We start from the raw sequence: 23,375 nt of genomic DNA, 5'->3' as shown, positions 1-23,375 counted from the left end.
AGGTCAGCTTTTCAGGTACCATTTTGGAAGCGGCTGTTGGTGCTTGATGGATTGGTTAGGTTCTTGAAATCATAGCACTTTCAGCCGCTTTCTTTTATACCCTGTGAGAAATCCGGGCTAGCGCTAAATTTTTTATCTAGATTAATTTGTATAGGGTATAGCGAATTGCCATGTGGCTTCCTGTTTCTCTCAATCGTCCGTTAGTTTGGGTCGCGCTGACGGCGCTCCCTGCCTGTGTTTGGATACCCGATGCGACGCTGCGCCTAGTTGCCGCGACATTGGTTACGTTAGGGCTATGGGATGCCTGGAACCAAGTGCGTCAACAGCGGCTACGCCTGCGTCTGTCCCAAGATACATTAGGGCTCACCAGCGATGCCATGGTGATTACCGATGCGCAAAATCGCGCCATCGTGGTTAATCCCGCCTTCACCGAAGTGACCGGTTACTCGAGCCAAGAGATTCAGGGGCTGAAACTGGAGACGCTGGCAGCGCCACGGCACGATAAAAACTTTTATCAAACGTTTTGGAGCACGCTGAAAAGTACCGGCCGCTGGGAAGGTGAAATGTGGAGCCGCCGTAAGCACGGCGATGAGTATCCTGAGTGGTTAAAAGTACGCGCCGTGACCGACAACCGCGGCAACATCACTCATTTTATTAATCTGTTTACCGATATTTCGGCACAAAAAGCCCGCGAGCGTGATTTGCGCCGTATCGGCTATGAAGATCCGCTCACAGGGCTACCCAATCGTCGTCGCCTTCACGATCTGCTGGCTTCCCGGCTGCGCCATCTGCGCGCTGGAGAGAGCTTGGATATGGCGCTGGTCGATATTGATGGGCTGAAATCCGTCAATGATAGTTTGGGGGTGGAGCAGGGTGACCGCTTGTTAGCGCGCTTTGGTCAACGTTTAACCAGCTATGTGGCGGGCAGTATTGTAGGTCGTTTGGGCGGCGATGAGTTTATGGTGATCCGCACCACCACTTTTGACGATCATGACCAGTGGGTTGCCACCCTGCGTGAGCATATGAGTCGGCCATTTGAAATTAACGACCAATCGCTGCGCTTAGGACTGTCGATCGGTAGTTGCCGAGTGCCCGAGGATGGTAACGACTCAGGCGTGCTCTTCCAGCGCTTAGAGTCGGCGCTTTACAGCGCTAAACGACTGGGGCGTAACTTAAGCCAGCGCTTTCGCCCGGCGCTGGATAAGCAGGATAATCCTCAACTGGCGCTGGTCAATGATTTACGCGCTGCGCTTATTTCCGGTGACCAGTTGGAACTGCATTATCAAACCCAGCATGAGCCTGCTAGCGGCGAGCTGGTGGGTATGGAGGCACTGCTGCGCTGGCGCCATCCCAAGGATGGCATGATTTCCCCCGGCGACTTTATTCCGTTGGCCGAGCGGCACGGTTTAATGAGCCAGCTGGGTACCTGGGTGATCGAAAAGGCCTGTGCCCAACAGGCGCACTGGCGTAATAGCGCCATGCCAAAAATGACGATATGGGTCAATATTTCGGCACTGCAGCTCTTTCAAGGCGACCTGGAAAGCCAGTTGACGACCTGCCTAAAGCGTTATCAGTTAAAACCTTCACAAATTGGTTTAGAGCTGACCGAGTCGGTACTGCTTGACGAACGCGCTGGCGATATGGGGCCACGCCTTCAGGCGCTGCGCGACCAAGGCTTTGCGATTGCCATTGATGACTTTGGGACAGGCTATTCGTCGCTTGGTTATTTGAAGCGTTTGCCGGTAGACAAAATTAAGCTCGACCGGGCATTCATTAAAGAGTTGCCACATGATCAAGCGGATGCCTCGATCGTGAAGGCGGTCTTAGCGATGGCGGAAGGCATGGGGCTAGGAGTGATTGCCGAAGGCGTTGAAACCAAAGAGCAGTGTCAGTTTTTGGTAGATGCCGGGTGTACGTCCGTACAAGGTTTCTACTTTGCCAGACCGCTACCCGCCGCGGAATTGGAAATGCGTTTGCTGCCTGAGCCAGCCACTGCCTCTGCCGCTTCTTAACGCATATAAAAACGGCTAATGCCTACACACAGTGATGCCCATATCAGCGCCTGGGCTGGCAGCAGCCAAGGGGCAAGCGTCACCTCCGCGAGTAGCGCGCCGCCGTAATACGAGAGCGGGCCGCTAACAGCGCCACACAGCGCGGCTAGTAGCGGATAACGCCACAGCCACGCCAGCGAGTGATAGACCAGCGTGGCAAACAGCGGCCAGAGCATCCATAGCCAAAGGGGTAATAACCCCAGCACCAGTGCCTGATCGTTAAAATCAAAGCCTCCCAGCAGGTTTAAGCTGCCATCGACCATCAAGCCGAGCAGTGCAAATCCCGCGATGAACCGCCACTCTCCTGGCAGCGCGCAGCGCCATAGGTGCCAGGCTAGCAAGCCTCCGCCCGCCAGTGCGGCAACGCTTGAACCACCTGCTACGCATAGCAGCCAGCCAGCTTCAAAACGCAGGGCATTGAACAGCAGTGCATGCCACTTGCGTGATGCCATTTAGAGCGCACCGGTGAGCGGTATGGGTTTCGCCGCTGGTTTAGCCAGCAGCAGGTGGCAGGTGCCGATAGAGCGCTCGATGAAGCCGCCTTCGCAGTAGCATAAATAGTAGCGCCACATACGGATAAAACGATCGTCATACCCCAGCGTGCGTACCTGTTCCAGGCTGGCTTCAAAGCGGTGGCGCCACTCACGCAGAGTGCGGGCATAGTGCGGGCCTATTTCATCCAACGCGACCACGTTTAGAGACGTTTTGCGCATTACGCTGCTTAACATGGCATGGTGCGAGGGTAGAAAACCGCCGGGGAAAATGTAGCGCTTGATAAAATCCATGTCGCGCTTAGCGTCTTCAAAGCGCTGGTCGCGGATGGTGATGGCTTGCAGCATGGCTTGCCCGTCGTCGGTTAACAGGCTGTCGAGTTTATTGAGGTAGGTATCAAGATACTGGTGCCCCACCGCCTCGATCATTTCGACCGAAATAAGCCGGTCATAACGACCTGTTAATTCACGGTAATCCTGTTTGAGCAGGGTAATCCTGTCTTCCAGCCCCTCTTCCTTAATCCGTTGAGCAGTATGAGCGTGCTGTTCATCGGAAATGGTCGTAGTGGTGACATGGCAGCCGCGGGTTTTCGCCGCGTGAATCGCCAGACCACCCCAACCGGTGCCAATTTCTAACAGGTGATGCTCTGGCCGGACATCAAGCTTTTCAAGCATCAAATCCAGTTTGTAGGTTGAGGCCTCTTCCAGACTAGCTTCCGGGTAGGGGAAAACGGCGCTGGAGTACATCCAGTGGAGGCGATCCAAAAACGTTGAAAACAGGTCGTTACCAATATCGTAGTGGGCTGCAATGTTGCGTTTGGAGCCGCTTAGGCTGTTGCGCTGAAAACGGTAGGCGGCACCCAATAACCAACGGGCAATGCGGGCACTGCCGTTCTCCATTTTGGTATTAACCTGTTCCAGGTTGGCGGCAAACAGGCGGACCAGGGCGACCAGGTCGTCGGCGTCCCAATCAGCATCCATATAAGATTCGGCAGCGCCGACGGTACCGCCGAAGGCCAGCCGCTTCCAGGCGCGTGAGTGGCGGATTACCACGGTTACCTGCAACGGTCCTCCCTGGCCTAAGTGGTGGCACTGGTCACCTTCAATGAGGGTAATACGACCACCGTGAAAGGTATCCAGTTGGGCCACTAGGCGCGGTTTCAGCCACTTGGTTAAGCGGTCTTGCGCAACAGGTTGAATATTTGGCGGCGTAGAACGCAGGGTCGTCACTTTGAAGTCTCCTTGCGCTGCTTGGGGTGGTTATAAACGGGGACGCGCTTCAGCCACAGGCGTAACGCTTCAAAATGAATGCCCGCGACGGTTTTCAGGCTCATCCATGGCTGGCGCGCCAAGGCTTTTATCAGCGCGCCACGAGTAGCGGGGGAGGCGTTCAGAGTCAGGGTGGCATCAAAATGGCACTGCTGTTCCCGCCAGTTCTCCATATGCAAAAAGAGCGTTTCGCCGGGGGCGTTAAATTTCCATCGATAGGTCATATCCATGGGATTGAAAGGCGAAACGTGGAGATCTTTGTCGAAACGGGCCTGGTGGCTGTGACGTGAAGGGTCCACCGCGCTGGCGTAACGGGTACGCTCACGCCAAGGCATATTGGTGACTTCGCTCAATACGGCTGCCAATCTACCCAAATGGTCGTAGGCGTAGTAAACGGAGATAGGATTAAACATGCAGCCCAGCGTGCGCAGTTGAGTAAGCACGCAAATCCGCCCCGTGGGGGCGCTGCCTAATTGACGAACGAGCTCTTCGCGCACGGCGGTTTTAAGCGGGCGATCCACCGGGCCTAGGTAATCCTCCCGCCGGAAACGCGCCAGGGCAGGCCTGCGGGCGCTAAAGCCGGGCACCTTGTCGAACAGTTCAGGTAGCTCGTCCAGATCCAACCACGCCATCCATACCTGATAGCTGAATGCGTGGGGCTTGGGCGTGAAGCGGCGGTGGCTCAGGGTGCCACGATAGATACGCGAACGTGGTGCGGCAATCATCCCAGTCCCTCGACACCTTGCGGTGTCAGCAGCTCATGAGCAGGCAGCGCCAGAGGTTCCGCGGGAGGCAGGGCAGCTTCGTCACAGCCCAAGGCCTGGGCGACGCGCAGGGCGCTCCACACCCCGTCTTCGTGGAAACCGTTGCGCCAATAGGCACCGCAAAAATGCGTACGATGCGCCGTCGACGATATCTCAGCGTGGCGCGCCTGCGCCGCCTGGCCAGCCAAGGTAAACTGCGGGTGCGCGTAGGTATAACGTCCCAGCACTTTATCGGTATCAATGCTGGCGCTGTCGTTCAGGGTCACGCAAAACGTGGTGTCACTGTCTATCCGCTGAAGAATATTCATGTCGTAAGTGACCGATACCCGTGCTTCGCTATCGCGCTGATCCAGCCGGTAGTTCCAGCTCGCCCAGGCACGTTTGCGCCGCGGTAGCAGGGAGGTGTCGGTATGCAGCACCACCTCGTTATCCTGATACGGCATGGCGCCGAGCACTGCTTTCTCGTCTGCACTGGCGTCACCCAGCATCGCCAAGGCTTGGTCGGCGTGGCAGGCGAGCACCACTTGGTCAAAGTGTTGGCTGCCAGCGGGAGTGGTAATCGTAACGCCAGCACGCTCTCCAGAGCGTTCGCGGGTAATCTTGGTTACCGGCGTATTGAGGTGAATGCGCGACGCGTAGGGGGCTGTTAGGTTAGGGATATAGCTTTTCGAACCGCCCATAAGGGTGTACCACTGGGGGCGGTGATTAACCGATAACAGGCCGTGATTGCGGAAAAAACGTACAAAAAATGCCACCGGAAAGGCGCGTAAATCGCTGATGCTGGCCGACCAAATGGCGGCTCCCATGGGCAGTAAGTAACGCTGCTGGAAATCGCGGTTGTAGTGGTGGCGATCCAGGTATTCCCCTAGGGTCATCTGTTCGGGGAACTCGTTGCGATCAAGCGCTTTAGTGGCCTGCTTGTTAAAACGTAGGATATCGCGCAGCAGGCGATAAAAAGAGGGGTTAAATAAATTGCGTCGTTGGGCAAACATCGATCCTAACGTGTGCCCGTTGTACTCAAAGTCCCTTGCCGTTTCATGCACCGAGAAACTCATCTCAGTGGCTTGTGAGGCAACGCCCAGGGTTGCCATCAAGCGCTGAAAGTGCGGATAGGTCCAGTCGTTAAAGACAATAAAGCCGGTGTCGATCGCATACGTCTGCCCTTTTACGTCCACGTCCATCGTGGCGGTATGGCCCCCAAGCCGCGAATCCGCCTCGAACAGCGTGACTTCATGCTGAGCGGAAAGGTACCAGCCAGCGGCCATGCCGCTGATACCGCTGCCGACAATGGCAATACGCTGAGATGCCCCAGCACTATTTGATACCACGGTACTCATGACGATTCCTTTTGGGCGCGGGTCATGCGCAGGCCTATCTGACGGCGCAAGGCAGGAGGCAAAATGCCCAGCAATTTGACCAGATAGGTGAACCGGCGTGGAAAATGGATATCCAGTCGACCCTTTACCAGGCCTGCGATAATGGCATCGGCCGCTTGCTCGGCGGTGACCTGCATGGGCGTCGGGAAGTCGTTTCGCTCGGTGAGTGGCGTTTTCACAAAGCCGGGGTGGATAAGGCTGACATCAATGCCTTCCTGATCGAGATCCAAGCGCAGCGATTCCAGGAAGTAGCTGACGGCGGCTTTAGAAGCGCCATAGGCTTCTGCGCGGGGTAGCGGTAAATAGGCCGAGGCGCTGGAGGTGGCCGCTAGTCGGGCGGGCAGACCCTGCTGCCGTGCTGCCCGCAGCAGCGGCAGAGCGGCTTCGACACCGTACAAAGTGCCAAATAAGTTAGGCTTAAAAACGCGCTCGACTAAATCCATATCGAACTGTTGAGCGTTCAGGTATTCGCAAGTACCAGCATTGAATAACGCTAAATCTAATGCCCCCAGGCGCTCGGCAATGGTCTCGCCAGCGTTAAGCACGGCTTGGCGGTCACTAACATCTAGCGGGAGCGGATGGGCATTGGGGTGGCCTTGGCACAGCGCTTCAAGTGACTCCGCGTTGCGGGCACTGAGTACCACCTGGTGGCCTTGGGCGATGAATTTACGGGCAAGCGCTTCACCAATGCCGGACGTGGCACCGGTTAACCAAATACGTTGGGGCGTTTCCCATGTACTCATTAAGCCTCCTCGTGCGCCCCGCCGTGATGTTACTGCTTAGGCAAGGCGTTTTTTTAACCAGCGAATGGCGCTTCCCATCAGCGGTAAATGTTCGTAAAGCATGGCGCCAGCATCAAAATAATCGCGATGACGCTCAACGCGCCCATCGGCGGCAAAGGTGAGTGCGCTACAGCCTTCGACCTTGACAGCCTGGCCACCTGCCAATCGGGGATGCATAAACGTCATGGTCCAGGTTACAAACGCTTGCTGCCCTTGCAACTGCCGAGTGTGGTAAGTGAAGTGGCACTGCTCGACATTTTCATACATGGCTGAAAAATAACGCGCTAACGCTTCGCGACCTTCAATATGGTGCAGCGGGTCACTAAAAATTATATTTTCAGTATATACCTCGTATAGCTTTTCTGTACAGGTATTGTCCAGTTTTTTGAAAAAGGCGCAGAACGCCTCCAGCGCCGCAGGCTCAGCCATGACGGTCTCCTTGATTAGCTTTATAACTATAATGGCTTAAGGAAGCGGGGACAGAAGCGATTATTTAGTGAGTGATTTAAACGCGTCCAGCGCACGTTGACGTGCCGCTTTGTGATCAACGATCGGCGCTGGGTACTGCACATCGGTGAGTAGGTCTTGAGGCGGCGCATGGCGCGCTTTGGCGGGCAGGTCAGCAAGCTCAGGCAGCCAGTGGGCAATAAACTCACCGTCAGCATCAAAACGGGTGGATTGGGTGGTGGGATTAAAAATGCGGAAGTAGGGCGCGGCATCGGTACCCGTCGAGGCCGCCCACTGCCAACCGCCGTTGTTGGCGCAGAATTCGCCATCCACCAAGTGGCGCATAAAAAAGGTTTCACCGCGTCGCCAGTCAATTAGGAGATGTTTGCTTAAAAACATCGCCGTGATCATGCGCAGCCGGTTATGCATCCAGCCGGTGGCGACTAACTGGCGCATGGCCGCATCGACGATAGGGTAGCCGGTGCGCCCTTCGCACCAGGCTTGAAAGCCTTCATCATCGTCGCGCCACTGCAACTGCTTGGTGTGTGCCTGGAAGGGTTGATAGCGGCACACCTCCGGAAACCCTACCGCGACATGCTGATAAAATTCGCGCCAGATCAGTTCATTAACCCAGGTCGTCAGGCCAATATCGCCATCGCCAAGATGACCGCCATTCTCGGTCATTACGGCTTGCAAGCACTGGCGATGGGAGATCATGCCTAGTGCCAGATAGGGCGAGAGTTCGCTGGTACCACGTACCTTGGGCAGGTCGCGCTGGTCTTTATAGTGGCGGCCACGAAAGCGCAGGAAACGCGCCAAGTTATCCGCCGCGGGCCGTTCACCGGCAGGCCACAGGCGCTCTTCAATCGGTGTGCTGTCAAGGGTCGGTAGCGCAGGCAGCGGATCACTTTTAATAACCAGTGCTGTTTGCACCGGTGGTGACTCGCGCAGCGCTAACTGGTCGGCGGTGACCTGCTTGTGCCACGCTTTGGAAAAGGGGGTAAAAACACCGTAAAAGTCGCCTTTTCCGGTTAACAGGCTGCCAGGGGAAAATGCCACGGCATCGTGATAACCATGGGCGGTTCTCTCAGCTTTTTTAAAGGCATCTTGTACGGCTTGGTCGCGGCGACGCTCATTGAGGGCGTACTCGCAGTTGAAGTGCAACTGCTCAACATCATGTTCCCGAGCGATCTCAAGCAGTACGTCTGGCGCTTGGTTATAGTGGTCAATATCGCGATGAAGCAGCGGAATATTCAATCCGTTAAGGGCTGTTTTAACGGCGGCGACACCGCGCGCCCAAAAGTCCAGCTTGTTGGCACCGTGCCCGTGCTCTTGCCACTGGGGAATACTGCGCAAAAAAACCGCGATGACAGGCCCTTTGGCCGCTGCGGCAGCCAGGGCAGTGTTGTCATCAATACGCAAGTCGCTGCGCAGCCAAACCAATTGACGTTTCATAGGCTTTCCTGTCATAGGGGCTCCTGCGGCACAAAAAAATGGCCGGTCGCCAGAGAGCGAACGGCCAGGGTAAGAGCGTGTTGGTTACAGTACGCCTGACTCGCGTAAGAGAGGACGCAAGCGAGCAATCGCCTGAGGCAGGTCATCGCCTAGCATGTGAACCGGGCTATCGCGCAGATCGGCTTCGCGCAGGCGCGCCACTTCACCACACACGCCGATGGGCACATTAAGCGTCTCGGCGGCTTTAGGCAGCGCTTGGCGAATATAGCTGTCACTTTCGCGCTGGCCGCTAGACAGCAGGACCATCGACGAGTGTAGCCGCGCGACTGCCTGAGGGAGATCCTCCAGTGGCAGCGAGTGGTCAAGCATCTGTACTCGGTAGCCTTGCTCGCTGGCCATCAATGCCGACATCAACACCCAGAGCGGGCCAGGGTCATCGGGCATGGCATTGAGCAAAATCAGCGGGCCCCGGGTAGCCTGGTTAGCATAATGTAAGCGGATGCCCACTTGGCTGCGCAAAAATGCTTCCAAGGTGCGGCGTACTAACTGATCTGCTTGAATGGCCCATTTCGCCTCTAAGCTTAAAACAACCGGCTGCCAAAGCTCGTTAATGGCAATGCTCAGCGGGTAGAGCGCTAAGCTCTGGTAATAAAAAGCCTCTAGCTTGGGCAGGTCTAACGCTTCGATGATGGCTTGCAGCTGCAGGCGTTGGCTAGCCCAATCGCCGGCATCAGGGGTAGGCGTCTCAATTGTTTCTGGCTGGTCAAGCAAGTCGGCGACTTGACTGACCGGCACACCACGATTGAGCCACTGCAAGATACGTTCGATGCGTGTGATGTCGTCTTGAGCGTAAAGGCGATGCCCTTTGGGGGTGCGCTGGGGGCGAATTAGCCCGTAGCGTCGTTCCCAAGCGCGAAGGGTGACCGAGTTTACGCCCGTCAAGCGAGACACTTCGCGTATCGGATAGAGGGGCGTATCGGGGGGATGGGTCGCCTTAAGACTCATGTGCGCCAGTACCTCTTCGTTAACTGCAATCTAGTGAACCGCAAGCTAGTTAACTGCAGCGCCGCGCTGTAAGGGCCGGACATTATTCGCCGCGGCGAAGGTGAAGCGTGTTCCATGTAGAGACTGCCTAATCAAAGATCTGAACATTAGTACGTTACTGTATGCTCATTTGTACAACTTGTCGCTACTCGGTACAACCTTTATAAGAATCCCTCTTAGCCCGTATAATATTTTATATAATTAGACCGACCGGCCTATTAGCGCTTTCCCTAAGCGGTGGCCTGATAGCCAGGCATCTTCTACGCGGCCGTCGCAAAAGTTATCGCCGCACAAGGCCAAACCGTTTCCACTGTATAAGTATGTGTGTTCACAAGCGGCCGCTGGTTGTGCATAGCGCCACCGGTGCGCGCCTGTTTCAATCAGGTCGGGTAGCGTTGCTGAGACGGGAAAAAAACTTTTTAGAGCAGTAAGAAGTTGGTTAGCCACCTCACTGGCAGGCTGCTCCAAATGTGCTTCGCTCCAGTCGAGTTGAGCCAGCAGGCTAAGGCTTTCAGATTGAGCAGCGCGTCCTGGTTTTGTTTGGTTACGTGACACAATATGCAGGGCAGGGTGGGCAACCCGCGCCATCTGCCAGTCTGGGTCAACACCGGCTATGGCGGGAAGCGGTCCGTCAAAAATCGCCCATCCCGCCCAGCAGGCGCGTTGCTTTCGCGTTTGGCAAGCGGTGGCCAAATCGTCGTCCCACATTGCCAGCAGTGCATGGGCCTGGGGCGGTGGTGCGCTAATCACTACCTGATCATAAGGCCCATGGGTCATGCCGCCCGCCGCTACCAACTGCCACCCTTTTTGCGTGCGTTTGAGTGACGTGATGGAAGTGCCTGTATGCAGTGCTGCCTGAGGTAGCGCCGTTAGCGAGTCGGCCAAATGACGCGTCAAGGCACTCATTCGAGGAGCACCGGCGTAGCGCTTTTGCCCATCGTTATGCGCCTGCCAGCCATTTGGGCTAGCCTGATAGGTAGCGGTGGGCCAGGAAGCGATGCAGCCAATGGATAGCCATGTATCAACTGCGCGCTGAAAGTCTGCGTCGCGCACGCTGAAAGCCTGAGCGCCTAGATCCAGCGTCGCGCTGGGTCTGCGCTTACTCGACATGCGCCCGCCAGGGCCTTGGGCTTTATCAAACAGCGTAACGCTAGCGCCGCTATTGGCGAGTACCTGCCCACAGGCAAGCCCTGCGATGCCTGCACCAATGATGGCGACCGATTGTTGAGCACTTAGAGGCAGTATCGCCATGGTTCCTCGCAGCGTTGTTTAGATGTCGTATGAATAGAACTGAAAGCTTACTGTAGCAGTTGTGTATAGATGTCGTACAATTTGGTCGTCGATTGATTCATTTCGCCAAGCTGACAACGAACGGTGGCACCAACAGGAGTAATTCCATGCGCGTATTAGTGACCGGAGGCAGTGGGTTTGTCGGCCAGCGGCTATGCCAAAAACTGATAGAGCAGGGCCACGAGGTGCAGGTGGTTTCCCGTCACCCTCATCAAGTACGCGATCGCTTGCCTAGCGGCTGTGATATTCGTGACAGCGCCCAGGCGTTTATTGAGTCGCCACCGGACGCGCTAATTAACCTGGCTGGAGAGTCTATTGCCGGTAAGCGCTGGAGCGATGAGCAGAAAGCCAAGCTGATAAATTCTCGTGTAGCGTCAACTGAGCAATTGGTCGCGTTGTGTGAACAGTTAAAGGCTAATGGTCAGCCATTGCCGAAGGTAATGGTATCGGGTTCAGCAATGGGCTATTACGGCGATCAGGGCAAGCGCGTAGTGACCGAAGAGACAATCCCTAATGATGAGTTTGCCCATCGTCTGTGCAAACAGTGGGAGGCAGCCGCCCAGCCGATTGAGGCGATGGGGGTGCGTTTAGCGATTTTGCGTACGGGATTGGTGCTAGATGCAGGCGGCGGCAGCCTGCAGAAAATGCTGCCGCCGTTTAAGCTAGGGTTAGGTGGCCGCTTTGGCAGCGGTGAGCAATTCATGCCGTGGATTCACCGTGATGATTTAGTCGCGGCGATTTTGTTTCTCATCAATCACGATACCTTGAGCGGCCCCTTTAACAGCAGCGCGCCGCACCCGGTCACCAACGCCACCTTTACCAAAACCCTGGCCAAACATCTCAATCGACCGGCCATTTTCCCCGTACCCGCGTTTGTCTTGAAGGCGGGACTGGGGGAAATGTCTCGGCTATTGCTGACCGGGGCGGATATGCGCCCCGTGCGCCTTGAAGCGGCAGGGTTTACTTTCCAATATCCCACATTGGACAAGGCGCTTGAGGCGATCCTTTAGGAAGCATTCGCTTGGCGATTAACGATCGGCGTCAACGGTGATAATTACCCGCACGGAATCCAGACGTAGGCGGGTATTTTCAATCGCTTCGCTGAGCGCCTTACGCTCATCTTTCAGCGCGTCGATTTCAGCGCCGCGCACCGCCGGGTTGTGCTCGGCCAGCGCGGTCAAACGGGCAATCTCGGCATCCAACTGTGCACGCATGCGCGCTTCAGCATTTTCGACAATGCTGGGCAGCTGGCGCTCGGCTTCGCCTTCCCCCTGAGTGAGCAGTTCACGCAGTTGGTCATGGCGGCTCTTGATCAGATCGCGCGCCAGGGATTTATTCACCTTCTGCAGGTTCTTGCCCAAACCGGTGAAGGAGATCTTGCTGGTCAGGTTGGCGCCGGATTCATCCAGCAGCAGGCGCACCGCGGTGGGCGGCAGGAAGCGGTTAAGATGCAGCTTCTTGGGCGCCGGGCAGTGGGTGCGGAACACCAGTTCGGCCATCAATCGACCGCTGGGAATGGCGTCGTGGCGCAGCAGCGCCAGCGCCGAGTTGCCCATGGTGCCATCCAGCACGCGGCCCATCATTTCCCGCAGTAGTGGGTGTTCCCAAGAGAGCCGCTGCACATCGTCGCGGGCTAGCGCCTGGGCGCGGCTGTAGGTGGCGGTAAAGCCCTCTTCGCCTTTAACCAGGCCCGGCAGGCCATCCAGCATATGTTGGCTGGGCTGCAGGTGCATCAAGCCCTTGCCGATTTCCTGACTCTCCACGCCAAAAATATCCAGTGCCCGTTCAAGGTAGCGCGGCAGGGCGGCGTCTTCGTCAAGTTCACGCACGGCGTCGATGACCTGCTGAGCGCGGGCAGGGCGGCAGGCGTTGAGTTCCAGTAGCCGGTTACGGCCCGCATCGTGCTCCGCCAGTTTGGCGCTAAACATCGTGCGGGTTTCGGCGATAATCTCATCAAGCGCTTCATCGTCCAGCAGGGCGTCAGCCAGGGCGTCACCAAAGGCATCAAATAGATCGTTGCCGACCCCATGCGGGGCGCTGAACGCATCCATACCTTCGTTATACCAGCGCAGCAGACGCTCGCCGGGGCTGCCCTCAAAAGTAGGAATGTGTAGCTCAATAGCGTGGCGTTGGCCGATGCGATCCAGGCGGCCAATGCGCTGTTCCAACTGATCGGGGTGCTGAGGCATATCGAACATGACCAAGTGGCGGCAGAACTGGAAGTTGCGCCCCTCTGAGCCAATTTCCGAGCAGACTAGCACCTGCACGCCCTCATCCTCATCGGCAAACGCTGCCGCTGCGCGGTCACGCTCGATTAAAGAGAGGTCTTCGTGGAAGACCGGCGCATGGTAGCCGCCCAGCACCCGCAGTCCTTCGGCAAGCCCTTCGGCGGTTTCACGGTGGTGGGCAATGACCAAGACTTTTTCGTTGGCGAAGCCGCTCTCGCTGTCGTCGCTGAGCTTTTCCAGCAGCCAGTTGACGCGCGGGTCGATGTGCCACCAGTCTTCGCCGTTGAGCGGATCATTGCTGAGCTCGCGGTAGGCCGCATCGGGATAGATCAGCACGTCCGGATGATCCATGCCGGTCTCGATCAGCAGCTCATCAAGATAATCCTCGTCGCGCTCTAGACGGCGCACAACACGACGGTAGGCCGAAGGCAATGCTAACGGCGCTAGGTTTAAGCGCCGTTCCGGGAAGCCGCCTACGTGGCGGCGGCTGTTGCGGAACATCACGCGCCCCGTGCCGTGGCGATCCAGCAGCGCTTCACTGAGCTGGGTGCGAGCGGCGTCCTGCTGCGCTTGGCTAGCCTCCTCGTTACATAGCGTGGCCAGCAGCGCCTGGCTGTCGCGGTCATCGGCTACTGCAGAGACGTGAGCACTCGCATCAGGGTTGCCGGGCAGTGCCTCCAAGGCATCGATGGCGCGTGCGACCTCGGTGTAGTGACTCTCTTCGGCTTTGAAGCGCTCCAGGTCATGGTAGCGCTCGCTATCTAGCAACCGTAGGCGGGCAAAGTGGCTCTTGATGCCCATCTGTTCCGGAGTAGCGGTGAGCAGGAGCAGGCCGGGAATCACCGCCGAGAGCTGTTCGATGCACCGGTAGCCGGGCCCGCTGCCCTCTTCACTCCAGTCGAGATGGTGCGCTTCGTCGACGATCAGCAGGTCGAACTGGCTGGCCAACGCCTGCTCCTGGCGTTGCGGGTTGGCGAACAGCCAGCCCTGGCTGGCTAGCACCAGCTGCGCGCTCTCAAAAGGGTTGTAGCTGCCGTGGGCTTGGCTTTGGGTTTCATCTAACAGCGTGACGTTGAGCGAAAAGCGGCGCAGTAGCTCGACCAGCCACTGATGCGTGAGGCTGTCGGGTACCAGAATCAGCGCGCGTTCAACGCGGCCATTGAGCAGCAGGCGGTGCAGAATCAGGCCGGCTTCGATGGTTTTACCCAAGCCCACTTCGTCCGCCAGCAGCACGCGGGGCGCATGGCGGTTGGCGACTTCATTGGCAATATAGAGCTGGTGAGGAATCAGGTCGATACGCGGCCCGGAAAAGCCCAGCGCGCTGTGCTGCTCAATACGCTGATAGTGGTGCAGGGTACGAAAGCGCAAATCAAACCAGTCGTTGCGATCGACCTGGCCGGTTAGCAGGCGGTCACGGGCCTGGTCGAACTGCATGGTATCAGCGAGCTTGGCTTCGGGCAGTTCGCGCAGGTTGCCATCGCTGTCTTCACCGATATAGGTAATCAGGCCACCGGACTCTTTGCTGTCATCAACCACCATCTGCCAGCCGTCGGCGGAGAGCACGCGGTCGCCGCTGCCGAACATAACGCGGGTGAGCGGGGCTTGGCGGGTATTGTAGGTACGGGTTTCCTGACTGGCACTGAACAAAATGGTAACGCTACGGGCGTCGCAGTTAAGCACGGTGCCGAGCCCAAGCTCAGCTTCACCGTCGCTAATCCAGCGTTGGCCGGGAGAAAAATCGCTCATGATGCCTCGGAGGAGTCTGCAAAACGGGTCGACTGCCGCCGGGGGGAGCACCGGCGGCAACAGGGCGGGGGATTCTAACGCAAAGCAGCGGGGGGATTAAGGTGTATCGGCATCAATCTTTTAACCAGCGGTCTAGATGGGCGCGGGTAAGCTCGCCCACATGCACATCTAAGGTATTTCCCTGGTCATCGAATAGCACGGTAGTGGGTAGCCCCGGCGCTTCAAAAAGGGCCATTAATTGTTGGTTGGGGTCGCGCAGCGCATAGCGAAATTCAAGCTGCTGCTCATCTAAATAGCGCACCATGGGGAGCAGGTCTTCGCCTTGGTTTGCCACCACCACGCTGACGCCATCGCGCTGAGCGGCCTCCTCGAGCAGCGGCATTTCACGCAGGCAGGGCGGGCACCAGGTAGCCCATAAGTTGACGATAATCAGGTCACCGCTGTCGGTGAGCGACGGTAGATCCACCTGATTGCCTTCCACATCCTCAAGGGTGACTTCCGGTAGGGAGGCAACGGCAAAGTCTTTACCCAGGGGCGCCAAGGTGACTAGTACCAGCCATAAGCTGGAGGCGGCAATCAGCATGGCCATCGCCCCTCCCATAGCTAGCAGGCGTGCACGTAGCGTCCAGGCCGTCCATACCAAGCCTGCGGCCATGCCCCATAGGCCGTGGTAGCCGGGCTGCCACACTTTGAGCGCTTCAAGCGGGGCGGCGCTATAGCTATCCAGGTTAAGCATAAGGTGGCCCAATCGGGCGCCGACTAACCAAACAATGATAAGCCCGGTAAACCAGCGCTGCTGGTCACGCCGGGGAAGGCCTAGCAGTAACCGTGCACAGAGTAGCAACAGCAGCGCGCAGCCGATGGCATAAAGACGCGGTAATGAAATCAGCAGTGGGCCGAGAGCGATGGCATTCATGATTTTCTCGTGAAGCAGGTACACTGGCAGACCATACCATGCGAGCTACAAATTACGGAGATGTTATGCCCCCACCTGCTTTTGATAGGCTGCGCGCGCTAGCGATCGGCTCCCAGGCGATTGGCTTAATGCTGATAATTACGTTGGAAACGGTGATGGGTAACGCCGCTCGCCCCTGGCAGGGTTGGGTGTTGGCTGCGATGCTAGTTACCGCGTTAACGATTGCGCTGGTGCGGCTTTATCGCCACAAACGCCTTCAAAAGCAGCTTGCTGAACGCAGGCGCTTTCTAGAGGAAGACGACGAGCGTTAGAAAGCGTTGCTTGTGTTTTTGGCGTTCCAGTTCCAGATTAATAGCAGCCTTAGTGATTGATCGCTGAGGCATACTAAAAAAATGCATCATCTCTTACGACACTGGGAGCGACAAATAATATGATCAATAAGCGCGCATTAGCCACAGCTGTGGCGGCCTCCACCCTGGCAATGACGGGATTCGCACAGGCAGAGGTCAAAGTTGGCTTCTTGGGCGGCTTTACCGGGGGAATCGAAAGTTTAACGCCATCGATTTTTGCAGGGGCGCAGCTAGCCGTTGAACAGGTCAATGAGCAGGGCGGTATTCTAGATGGCCAAACGTTGGAGATGCCGTCCGGCGATACCACCTGTTCGGATGCATCGGCCGCTTCAAACGCCGCTGACCGGATGGTGAACTCTGAAAATGTGACGGCGATTGTGGGTGCCCTATGTACGGGTGCAACTATTGCTGCAGCCAACAACGCGGCCATTCCCGGTGGCGTATTGATGGTATCGCCTGCCTCTACGGCGCCTGCCGTATCAGAACTGGACGATAACGATCTGGTGTTCCGCACCGTACCGTCAGACGCTTTCCAGGGGGAAATGCTCGCTAAGCTGCTGCTCGAAAAAGGCATTGATGAAGTCGCCGTTACCTACGTGAATAACGACTACGGTCAGGGGCTTTCGGACGCCTTTAGCGCTGCATTTGAGTCGGGCGGTGGAGAGATTACTGAGAACCTTGCCCACGAAGATAACCGCGCGGATTATCGTTCTGAGTTAGGCTCGCTTTCAGTGAGCGGCGTTGAAACACTGGTAGTGTTGGCTTATGCCGATACGTCGGGTCAAACGGTACTGCGTCAAGCCTATGAAAGCGGCATGTTTACCCAGTACGTAGGCGCTGACGGCATGGTCGGCGATAGCCTGATTGAAGCCATCGGTGCGGACGTGCTGGACGGTATGATCGCCACGCGCCCCGGCAGTCCTGACCTGCCCGGCACCGATATTTTTATCGAAGCCGCCGAAGCTGCTGAGCTGGATCCCAGTGCTGTGTTCGCCGCCCAGGCTTACGATGCTGCTTTCCTGATCGCGTTGGCGATTGAGCAAAACGGTAGTGCTGACCGTGAAGGTCTTTCTGAAGCACTGCGCAGCGTCGCCACTGCCCCCGGTGAGGTCATTCTGCCCGGCGAATGGGAGAAGGCGGTTGAGTTGATCGCCGCGGGTACCGACATCAACTACGAAGGCGCGTCTGGTTCGCATGAGTTTGACGATAACGGTGATGTACCGGGCGTGGTGGTAGAAATGGCTGTAGAAGACGGCACCTTTACCAGCAAAGGTCAGGTTGATCTTTAATTTTTAGGCTTAGTATTAAAAGAATGCCCGGCTGGTTTCAGCCGGGCATTCTTATTGTTGGGTTATCGTAGTTGGCAATCTGCAAGCCACCGTGCTGAGGGCAGGTTTCCGCGAGGGCGCTGTGAACCCATCCGTGGGCGCTACTTTTGTCATCCATGACAAAAGACCCTCGCTTCTATCTGCCCTCACACTCGGTATCGAGAGTTTTTGAAAGGCCGTCATTAGCCCTGTTTTTATATGGGTCAGCATTTGAGAGGTTCAGCTATGGCTTTTGACTTTCTCAGGCAGCAGCCCTTTGGGCGCAAAACGCAGCACCATGGTAATTAGCAAGCCAATCACCAGTACCCGTGCCTGCAAGGCGCGGCTATCCATATTGCTTGGGGCATCCCAACCAAGCGTACCCTCCCCAAACGCCACAGCTAGCTGCATCAAAAATAGCGCCAGCGGCTCAGACATAATCCAGATGATATACACCGCCACCGCGCCGAAAATAGTGCCCAGGTTGTTGCCCGGCCCGCCAAGAATCACCATCACCAGCACCAAGAAGGTATGGTTGAGCGGCAAATAGCCCTGAGGGTCAAAGAGGCTGTTAAAAGTGCCCAGTATGCCACCGCCCAAGCCCATCAGAATGCAGCCCAGCACGAAAATCTCCAGGCGACGCTTGTTGATATCTTTGCCCATGGCGGCAGCGGACACTTCGTTATCGCGAATCGCTCGAATCATACGGCCCCATGGGGCGTTGTAAGCGCGATTAAGCAGAAAGAAGATCACTGCAATGATCACCGCTGTAAACGAAAGGTAGATGGCGCGGGAGAGCGTAAACCCCAGTTCAGCAGGCCCTGGGGTAGGCCAGGGTAACGGCGACACCGTGGCGGTGCCGCGGGTCAGCCAGTCGGAATTCTTTAAAAACGCCTTGATGATCTCGGCAATGCCGAGGGTGGCAATGGCCAGATAATCGCTGCGTAAGCCCAGGCAGATATGACCAATAAAGTAACCGACGCCACCGGCCAGCGCGCCACCCACAATCCAGCCGGTCCAGGGCGGTAATCCTAGCCCGCCGACAAAGCCTGCCTGGCTCTCAATCGCATCAGTAACTTCACGTAGCTGGCTAATCACCGCGAGATAAAGCACAAGGCCTAACACGACTACGATAAGCGTACGTAGGGGCTTGGGCATGCCCAGGCGATCCAGTTTGCTAACAGCGACGATCAGCAGAATGGCGGCCACACCATACAACAGCACACGGCCTAGTTCGCCGGGTAGCGCGGTGCCCCAGAAGGCCTCGTTAACCGGAACGCTGAAGAGCATCGCACAGAAGCCGCCTAGGGCGACAAACCCCATCACACCGGCATTGAACTGCCCGGCATAGCCCCACTGAATGGTTAATCCCAACGCGAGGATGGCATAACAAGCGGCTTCAACGAGCATTCGCGTGCTGTATGCTGCGCCCATGAGGGCATAAACCGCCAGAATGGCCGCCAGCAACACGCCAAACAGGAACAATTCACGCAGCGGAAACCGGCGAGTTGGCGTTGCGTCTTGGGGCGTGTAGGCAGGGTTGCGTGTTTTAGCTGAATGGCTCATTAGATCACCTTGCCCTTGAACAGTCCGGTGGGGCGCCACACCAGAATGGCTATCAGAATGAAAAACGGCACTACAATCTTGTACTCCGTGCCCACGAAGGCGAGATTTGACGGCAGTTCCAGCCACGCGGGGAAGCTTTCCTGGAAGGGGCGAAGTAGAACATTCCAGTTAAACACCGCCAGTGTTTCGGCAAAACCGACCACAAAGCCGCCAGCAATGGCGCCATAAGGGTGGCCAACACCGCCGACAATGGCAGCGGCAAAAATAGGCAGCAGCAGGAAGAAGCTCAAGTCGGGCTTGAAGGTGACGTCCAGGGAAAGCAGCGTGCCAGCGATGGCGGCTAGCGCTCCTGCAATCATCCAAGTCACTGCCACAATGGTATTGGTGTTAATGCCCGATGCCTGGGCCAGTTCAGGATTATCCGACATGGCGCGCATCGCCTTACCCAGCCGCGAACGGTTAAGGAAAAGATGGAGTGCGACGACAGCAACGAGGGTAATCACAAACAGATAAATCTGCGGTTCGGTGATGACAATCGGCGCGCGGGCGCCCTCGAAGGGCAGCGCAAGGCGAAAGATTTCTTTGCGGTCATCCACATAAAGACTCTGCCCACCGGTGCCGGAAAACAGGCGGATCAGCCCCTGCAAAATCAACGTCACACCTAGCGAGCCAATCACCAGCACGATGGGCTTTACCCCATGAGCACGCAGCGGCTTATAAAAGGTTTTGTCGATCCCTACAGCCAAGACGGCGGTGAGCAGCATCGCCAGCGGCAGCATCAAGACCCCCGTCGGCACCCCAAGACTGGCGCCTGCCGCCGGGAACAGCGTGGTGAGCAGCAGCACCATAAAGGCACCGAAAGTCATCATGTCGGCGTGGGCAAAATGGGCAAAGCGCATGATGCTGAAAATCAGCGTTACGCCAATGGCACCAATAGCGTAAATGGAGCCGCTCACGCTGCCCGAAATCAACACATTATTAATGAAAAAAGCCAGTTCGTTCACACGTTTCTCCCTGGGGCTAGCCGCCCAAAAAGCTTTTGGCGACGTCCGGGTCGGCGAGTAACGCAGCCCCGGTGTCGGTAAAGCGGTTTTGGCCAGCGGCCAGCACAAAGCCCTTATCGGCGATCGCTAGCGCCTGCTTGGCGTTCTGTTCCACCATCAAAATGCCCACGCCTGCGGCGTTGATCTGTTTGACGCGGTCAAAGATTTCATGCATGTAGAGTGGCGACAGTCCCGCGGTGGGCTCATCAAGTAACAGCAGGCTCGGCTCGGCCATCAAAGCGCGCCCCATGGCAACCATCTGGCGCTGCCCACCGGAGAGCTCACCGGCAGGCTGGCGGCGTTTTTCATACAGCGGTGGGAAAAACTCATACACCTGAGCCAGCATGCGCTTAACGTTCTGCGGCTTTAAAAACGCACCCATCTCCAGGTTTTCCTGCACCGAAAGGCTCGGGAAAACGTTCTTCTCCTGGGGGACAAAACCCATGCCACGTTGCACCAACTGGTTAGGGGGTAAGTTCTGGATCGGCTGACCATTAAGCAGTATCTCGCCCTGACTGACATGCAGTAGACCAAAGATCGCTTTTAGCATGGTGGACTTGCCAGCCCCGTTGGGGCCAACGATGACACCGACCTCATCGGCCTCCAGCGTCATGTTTACCCCGTTAAGAATGTTCATGCCGCCATAGCCGCCGTGCACATCGCGCGCGTCGATTAATGGCCTGGTTGTTGATGACATAAGCAAAGTTTCTCAGCAAGGTCGCTTACGTAAAGCGACATCATTGTAGTCATTGGTGAGTAGCGAAACGGTCACTCTTAAGCGGCATCGGTGCCAAAGTAGGCTTCGATTACCTCAGGGTTATTTTGAATCTCGTTGATGTGGCCTTCTACCATCACGCTACCCTGGGCAAGCACGATCACCGGGTCGCAGAGCCGGGCTATCATCTCCATATCGTGCTCGATGACGAGAAAGGTGTATCCCATCTCACGGTTGAGTCGCTCGATATTGCCGATCAAATCGCCCAGCAGGGTGCGGTTCACCCCGGCGGCGATTTCGTCAAGCAGCACTACCTTGGCATCTGTCATCATGGTGCGGCCAAGCTCTAAAAGCTTTTTCTGCCCGCCGGATAAATTGCCCGCCAATTCATTCCGCACATGGTGTAGCCCGACGAAATCAATTACCTCTAGCGCTCGGCGACGTACCTCGGCTTCTTCCCGACGTACCTTGCCAGGCTTGAGCCAAGCGCTGAAAAGGTCTTCACCGGCTTGCTTGGGCGGTACCATCATCAGGTTTTCCAGCGCGCTCATCTGGCTGAACTCGTGGGCGATCTGGAAGGTGCGCAGTAAGCCCCTATGAAACCGTTGGTCGGCGCTGAGCGTCGTAATGTCTTCTCCATCCAGTAGAACGTGACCGCTGTCGGGCGCCAGGGAGCCGGCAATAAGATTGAACAGGGTTGATTTGCCTGCGCCATTGGGGCCGATCATGCCGGTAATTGAGCCCTTTTCCACCTGAATGGAGCAGTCGTTAATCACCTGTAAGCCGCCGAACGCTTTGTTGATTCGCTGTACATCAATAAGAGGGTTCATGGTGTCTCCACGCGATGCAGGCGGCTAATAAGCCGCCTGCGCACTTTTATTAAGTTATTAGTCATGGTTTTTTAAGCCACCGCTGGCTGGCGGCAAATGCACCGACAATTAGCAGCGCGCCTAGGGTGGGGATGAAATAGCCCTCCACCTGAGGAATAGTGCGCAAAAACACAAAGGCCACGGCGGCTGGGGCCACAAAGCGCACCAAAAACCGCCAAAATTTAAACCATGCGACCGTAGAGCCCAGCTCTTTCATGACCTTGCTTTGGGTCAGCGCCCAGCCTGCAAACAGGGCAATCAACAGACCGCCAATCGGCATGAAGATATTGGTGAGTAGCTCAATAACGTCAAAGGCGCTACGCCCAAACAGGCTATGGAATATCGTCCCCTCGGCCCACACGTTAAAGCTGACGACAGTCAATAGACCCATTGCCCAGGCGGCAATCACCATAATCGTAACGGCCTGGGGGCGAGTCATATCAAAGCGCTCTACCAAAAATGCCGCGACAGGCTCGATCAGCGAAATGGAGGAGCTGATGGCGGCGCCCAGTACCAGGATAAAGAACACGCCGCCTACCAGCGCGCCAAACGGCATCTCCGCGAAGGCAAGTGGTAGGGTGACAAACATCAGCCCAGGGCCTTGGCCTGTTTCTAAGCCGGCACCAAACACCAGGGCGAAAATAGCTAACCCTGCCACCATGGCCACGGCGGTATCTACAATAGCGACGGCGAAAGCGGTACGGGTCAGCGATACGTCGCTGGGCATATAAGCGCCGTAAGCCATAATGGCCCCCATGCCCAAGCTCAGGGTAAAGAACGACTGCCCCATGGCTTGCAGCCAGCCCTCTAGGCTCAGGTCGGCGATATTGAAAGTAAATAAGAAGTTGGCGGCGGCACCTACATCACCGTTAACAACGCTGTAGGCCAGCACTACTAGCAGAATCCCGAATAGGGCGGGCATCATAATACGTAGCCCAGATTCAATACCTTTATGAATGCCCATACCGACGATTAGCGCCGATGCCGCAATGAAAACGGTGTGGTAGAGCGTCATCAGGCCAGGAGCCGCCAGCAGCGCGTCAAAGCCATCGCCAATGGTTTGCGCATCGGCACCGACCAGAGAGCCGGTCAGCATTAACCAGGTGTAGTGAATCGCCCAACCGGCAATCACCGAATAGAAGCTTAAGATTAAAAATGCCGAGGCAGCACCCAGCCAACCGATGGTTTCCCAGGCACGCGACGTGCGATGGGTTTTAGTAAGGTGGCGCATGCCCATAATCGGGCTTTGACGGCTGGTGCGCCCGAGCATGATCTCAGCGATTAAAATAGGGATGCCAACTGCAAAGATCGTCAGAGCGTAGACCAAAATAAACGCACCACCGCCGTTTTCGCCGGTGAGGTAGGGGAAGCGCCAAAGATTGCCCAGGCCGACGGCGGAACCAACGGCGGCGAGAAGAAACGTGCCTTTATGCGTCCAGACGTTATGACCGCTCATGGGTAAGAGTGTCCATGTTTAGGTGCAGGGATGGGGATAGGTATCCAAACACTTGTATGAATATAAGAGTGCCAGCGTGCCTTGGACGCGCTGAATTTAACGCTACTGTGCGATAGAACGCGCCGCCTTTCCAGCGTATTAGCGTTTAGGCTGCGTTTAGGGGAGAGGCTTGGCAAGTAAGCGCGCCGTAATAAGCGACTGAGCTACCAT

The 23,375-nt window shown here is 56.6% G+C and carries 20 protein-coding genes; 4 read left to right on the top strand and 16 right to left on the bottom strand.

The features are described from left to right. The first annotated feature begins 170 nt into the window (after positions 1–170). Positions 171–2,012, top strand: coding sequence for a putative bifunctional diguanylate cyclase/phosphodiesterase (locus V8L70_RS08060; protein WP_101147143.1), 1,842 nt, complete (start codon positions 171–173; stop codon positions 2,010–2,012). On the opposite strand, the gene V8L70_RS08055 is transcribed toward V8L70_RS08060, so the two are convergent. From V8L70_RS08055 to V8L70_RS08015, 9 genes are all read right to left on the bottom strand, one after another. Beyond that, complete coding sequence (locus tag V8L70_RS08055; protein ID WP_101147142.1) at positions 2,009–2,503, bottom strand: DUF2878 domain-containing protein; 495 nt, start codon at positions 2,501–2,503, stop codon at positions 2,009–2,011. The two genes, V8L70_RS08060 and V8L70_RS08055, sit on opposite strands and share 4 nt — an antisense overlap. Then, on the bottom strand, positions 2,504–3,772 hold the full coding sequence (locus tag V8L70_RS08050; RefSeq protein ID WP_101147141.1) for an SAM-dependent methyltransferase: 1,269 nt from the start codon (positions 3,770–3,772) through the stop codon (positions 2,504–2,506). Then, on the bottom strand, positions 3,769–4,536 hold the full coding sequence (locus V8L70_RS08045) for a DUF1365 domain-containing protein (protein ID WP_101147140.1): 768 nt from the start codon (positions 4,534–4,536) through the stop codon (positions 3,769–3,771). The genes V8L70_RS08050 and V8L70_RS08045 overlap by 4 nt, the downstream gene beginning before the upstream one ends. Next, positions 4,533–5,912 (bottom strand): NAD(P)/FAD-dependent oxidoreductase, encoded by a 1,380-nt coding sequence (locus V8L70_RS08040; RefSeq protein ID WP_101147139.1) that lies wholly within the window; start codon positions 5,910–5,912, stop codon positions 4,533–4,535. The genes V8L70_RS08045 and V8L70_RS08040 overlap by 4 nt, the downstream gene beginning before the upstream one ends. After that, positions 5,909–6,694 carry an SDR family NAD(P)-dependent oxidoreductase gene (locus V8L70_RS08035; protein WP_101147138.1) on the bottom strand — a complete coding sequence of 262 codons (786 nt, stop codon included), beginning with the start codon at positions 6,692–6,694 and terminating at the stop codon, positions 5,909–5,911. Before V8L70_RS08035 ends, V8L70_RS08040 begins: the two co-directional genes overlap by 4 nt. 36 nt (positions 6,695–6,730) lie before the next feature. Continuing rightward, positions 6,731–7,162 (bottom strand): nuclear transport factor 2 family protein, encoded by a 432-nt coding sequence (locus V8L70_RS08030; RefSeq protein ID WP_101147137.1) that lies wholly within the window; start codon positions 7,160–7,162, stop codon positions 6,731–6,733. 60 nt (positions 7,163–7,222) lie between these two features. Beyond that, complete coding sequence (phrB, locus tag V8L70_RS08025) at positions 7,223–8,635, bottom strand: deoxyribodipyrimidine photo-lyase (protein WP_101147136.1); 1,413 nt, start codon at positions 8,633–8,635, stop codon at positions 7,223–7,225. Between the two features lie 84 nt (positions 8,636–8,719). Next, positions 8,720–9,640 carry a MerR family transcriptional regulator gene (locus V8L70_RS08020; protein WP_008959195.1) on the bottom strand — a complete coding sequence of 307 codons (921 nt, stop codon included), beginning with the start codon at positions 9,638–9,640 and terminating at the stop codon, positions 8,720–8,722. Between the two features lie 240 nt (positions 9,641–9,880). Beyond that, positions 9,881–10,930, bottom strand: a complete 1,050-nt coding sequence (locus V8L70_RS08015) for an NAD(P)/FAD-dependent oxidoreductase (protein WP_101147135.1) — start codon at positions 10,928–10,930, stop codon at positions 9,881–9,883. 146 nt (positions 10,931–11,076) lie between these two features. Here V8L70_RS08015 and V8L70_RS08010 point away from each other — a divergent pair, with 146 nt between their 5' ends. After that, on the top strand, positions 11,077–11,979 hold the full coding sequence (locus V8L70_RS08010) for a TIGR01777 family oxidoreductase (protein ID WP_101147134.1): 903 nt from the start codon (positions 11,077–11,079) through the stop codon (positions 11,977–11,979). Positions 11,980–11,997: 18 nt separating this feature from the next. Here the strand turns inward: V8L70_RS08010 and rapA are convergent, their stop codons facing one another. Both rapA and V8L70_RS08000 read right to left on the bottom strand, forming a co-directional pair. Further along, complete coding sequence (gene rapA / locus V8L70_RS08005) at positions 11,998–14,943, bottom strand: RNA polymerase-associated protein RapA (protein ID WP_101147133.1); 2,946 nt, start codon at positions 14,941–14,943, stop codon at positions 11,998–12,000. Between the two features lie 112 nt (positions 14,944–15,055). Then, positions 15,056–15,859, bottom strand: coding sequence for a TlpA disulfide reductase family protein (locus tag V8L70_RS08000; protein WP_101147132.1), 804 nt, complete (start codon positions 15,857–15,859; stop codon positions 15,056–15,058). Between the two features lie 65 nt (positions 15,860–15,924). Between V8L70_RS08000 and V8L70_RS07995 the strand changes: the two genes are divergently transcribed. Together V8L70_RS07995 and V8L70_RS07990 are read left to right on the top strand one after the other, a co-directional pair. Then, a complete protein-coding gene (locus V8L70_RS07995; RefSeq protein WP_101147131.1) occupies positions 15,925–16,170 on the top strand; it encodes a hypothetical protein in 246 nt (81 codons plus the stop codon). A 119-nt stretch (positions 16,171–16,289) separates the two neighbouring features. Further along, a complete protein-coding gene (locus tag V8L70_RS07990) occupies positions 16,290–17,498 on the top strand; it encodes an ABC transporter substrate-binding protein (RefSeq protein WP_008959189.1) in 1,209 nt (402 codons plus the stop codon). A gap of 258 nt (positions 17,499–17,756) precedes the next feature. Here V8L70_RS07990 and V8L70_RS07985 read toward each other — a convergent pair whose 3' ends face one another. The 5 genes from V8L70_RS07985 to V8L70_RS07965 all read right to left on the bottom strand — a co-directional run bounded on the left by V8L70_RS07985 (position 17,757) and on the right by V8L70_RS07965 (position 23,165). Then, positions 17,757–19,082, bottom strand: coding sequence for a branched-chain amino acid ABC transporter permease (locus tag V8L70_RS07985; RefSeq protein ID WP_101147129.1), 1,326 nt, complete (start codon positions 19,080–19,082; stop codon positions 17,757–17,759). Continuing rightward, entirely contained in the window at positions 19,082–20,086 is a 1,005-nt protein-coding gene (locus V8L70_RS07980; RefSeq protein ID WP_101147128.1) for a branched-chain amino acid ABC transporter permease, read from the bottom strand. The genes V8L70_RS07985 and V8L70_RS07980 overlap by 1 nt, the downstream gene beginning before the upstream one ends. A gap of 16 nt (positions 20,087–20,102) precedes the next feature. Further along, positions 20,103–20,822 carry an ABC transporter ATP-binding protein gene (locus V8L70_RS07975; RefSeq protein ID WP_101147127.1) on the bottom strand — a complete coding sequence of 240 codons (720 nt, stop codon included), beginning with the start codon at positions 20,820–20,822 and terminating at the stop codon, positions 20,103–20,105. Positions 20,823–20,899: 77 nt separating this feature from the next. Then, entirely contained in the window at positions 20,900–21,670 is a 771-nt protein-coding gene (locus V8L70_RS07970; protein WP_101147126.1) for an ABC transporter ATP-binding protein, read from the bottom strand. A gap of 61 nt (positions 21,671–21,731) precedes the next feature. Continuing rightward, positions 21,732–23,165: a sodium-dependent transporter gene (locus tag V8L70_RS07965; protein ID WP_101147125.1), complete on the bottom strand. Its 1,434-nt coding sequence runs from the start codon at positions 23,163–23,165 to the stop codon at positions 21,732–21,734. Between the last annotated feature and the right edge of the window lie 210 nt (positions 23,166–23,375).

Source organism: Vreelandella arctica (assembly GCF_037070215.1).
Classification (GTDB): Bacteria; Pseudomonadota; Gammaproteobacteria; order Pseudomonadales; family Halomonadaceae; genus Vreelandella; species Vreelandella arctica.
The sequence above is the reverse complement of the archived record's forward strand: the minus strand, read 5'-3'. Positions and strand labels throughout refer to the sequence as shown.

Bases quoted from the DNA above. Each gene is read 5' to 3' on its own strand.
- V8L70_RS08040 (WP_101147139.1), bottom strand. From the start codon at position 5,912: ATGAGTACCGTGGTATCAAATAGTGCTGGGGCATCTCAGCGTATTGCC.
- V8L70_RS07965 (WP_101147125.1), bottom strand. From the start codon at position 23,165: ATGAGCGGTCATAACGTCTGGACGCATAAAGGCACGTTTCTTCTCGCC.
- V8L70_RS07990 (WP_008959189.1), top strand. From the start codon at position 16,290: ATGATCAATAAGCGCGCATTAGCCACAGCTGTGGCGGCCTCCACCCTG.
- V8L70_RS08035 (WP_101147138.1), bottom strand. From the start codon at position 6,694: ATGAGTACATGGGAAACGCCCCAACGTATTTGGTTAACCGGTGCCACG.
- V8L70_RS08055 (WP_101147142.1), bottom strand. From the start codon at position 2,503: ATGGCATCACGCAAGTGGCATGCACTGCTGTTCAATGCCCTGCGTTTT.
- V8L70_RS07995 (WP_101147131.1), top strand. From the start codon at position 15,925: ATGCCCCCACCTGCTTTTGATAGGCTGCGCGCGCTAGCGATCGGCTCC.
- V8L70_RS08000 (WP_101147132.1), bottom strand. From the start codon at position 15,859: ATGAATGCCATCGCTCTCGGCCCACTGCTGATTTCATTACCGCGTCTT.
- V8L70_RS08020 (WP_008959195.1), bottom strand. From the start codon at position 9,640: ATGAGTCTTAAGGCGACCCATCCCCCCGATACGCCCCTCTATCCGATA.
- V8L70_RS08045 (WP_101147140.1), bottom strand. From the start codon at position 4,536: ATGATTGCCGCACCACGTTCGCGTATCTATCGTGGCACCCTGAGCCAC.
- V8L70_RS07975 (WP_101147127.1), bottom strand. From the start codon at position 20,822: ATGTCATCAACAACCAGGCCATTAATCGACGCGCGCGATGTGCACGGC.
- V8L70_RS08060 (WP_101147143.1), top strand. From the start codon at position 171: ATGTGGCTTCCTGTTTCTCTCAATCGTCCGTTAGTTTGGGTCGCGCTG.
- V8L70_RS08030 (WP_101147137.1), bottom strand. From the start codon at position 7,162: ATGGCTGAGCCTGCGGCGCTGGAGGCGTTCTGCGCCTTTTTCAAAAAA.
- V8L70_RS07970 (WP_101147126.1), bottom strand. From the start codon at position 21,670: ATGAACCCTCTTATTGATGTACAGCGAATCAACAAAGCGTTCGGCGGC.
- V8L70_RS08010 (WP_101147134.1), top strand. From the start codon at position 11,077: ATGCGCGTATTAGTGACCGGAGGCAGTGGGTTTGTCGGCCAGCGGCTA.
- phrB (WP_101147136.1), bottom strand. From the start codon at position 8,635: ATGAAACGTCAATTGGTTTGGCTGCGCAGCGACTTGCGTATTGATGAC.
- V8L70_RS07985 (WP_101147129.1), bottom strand. From the start codon at position 19,082: ATGAGCCATTCAGCTAAAACACGCAACCCTGCCTACACGCCCCAAGAC.
- rapA (WP_101147133.1), bottom strand. From the start codon at position 14,943: ATGAGCGATTTTTCTCCCGGCCAACGCTGGATTAGCGACGGTGAAGCT.
- V8L70_RS08015 (WP_101147135.1), bottom strand. From the start codon at position 10,930: ATGGCGATACTGCCTCTAAGTGCTCAACAATCGGTCGCCATCATTGGT.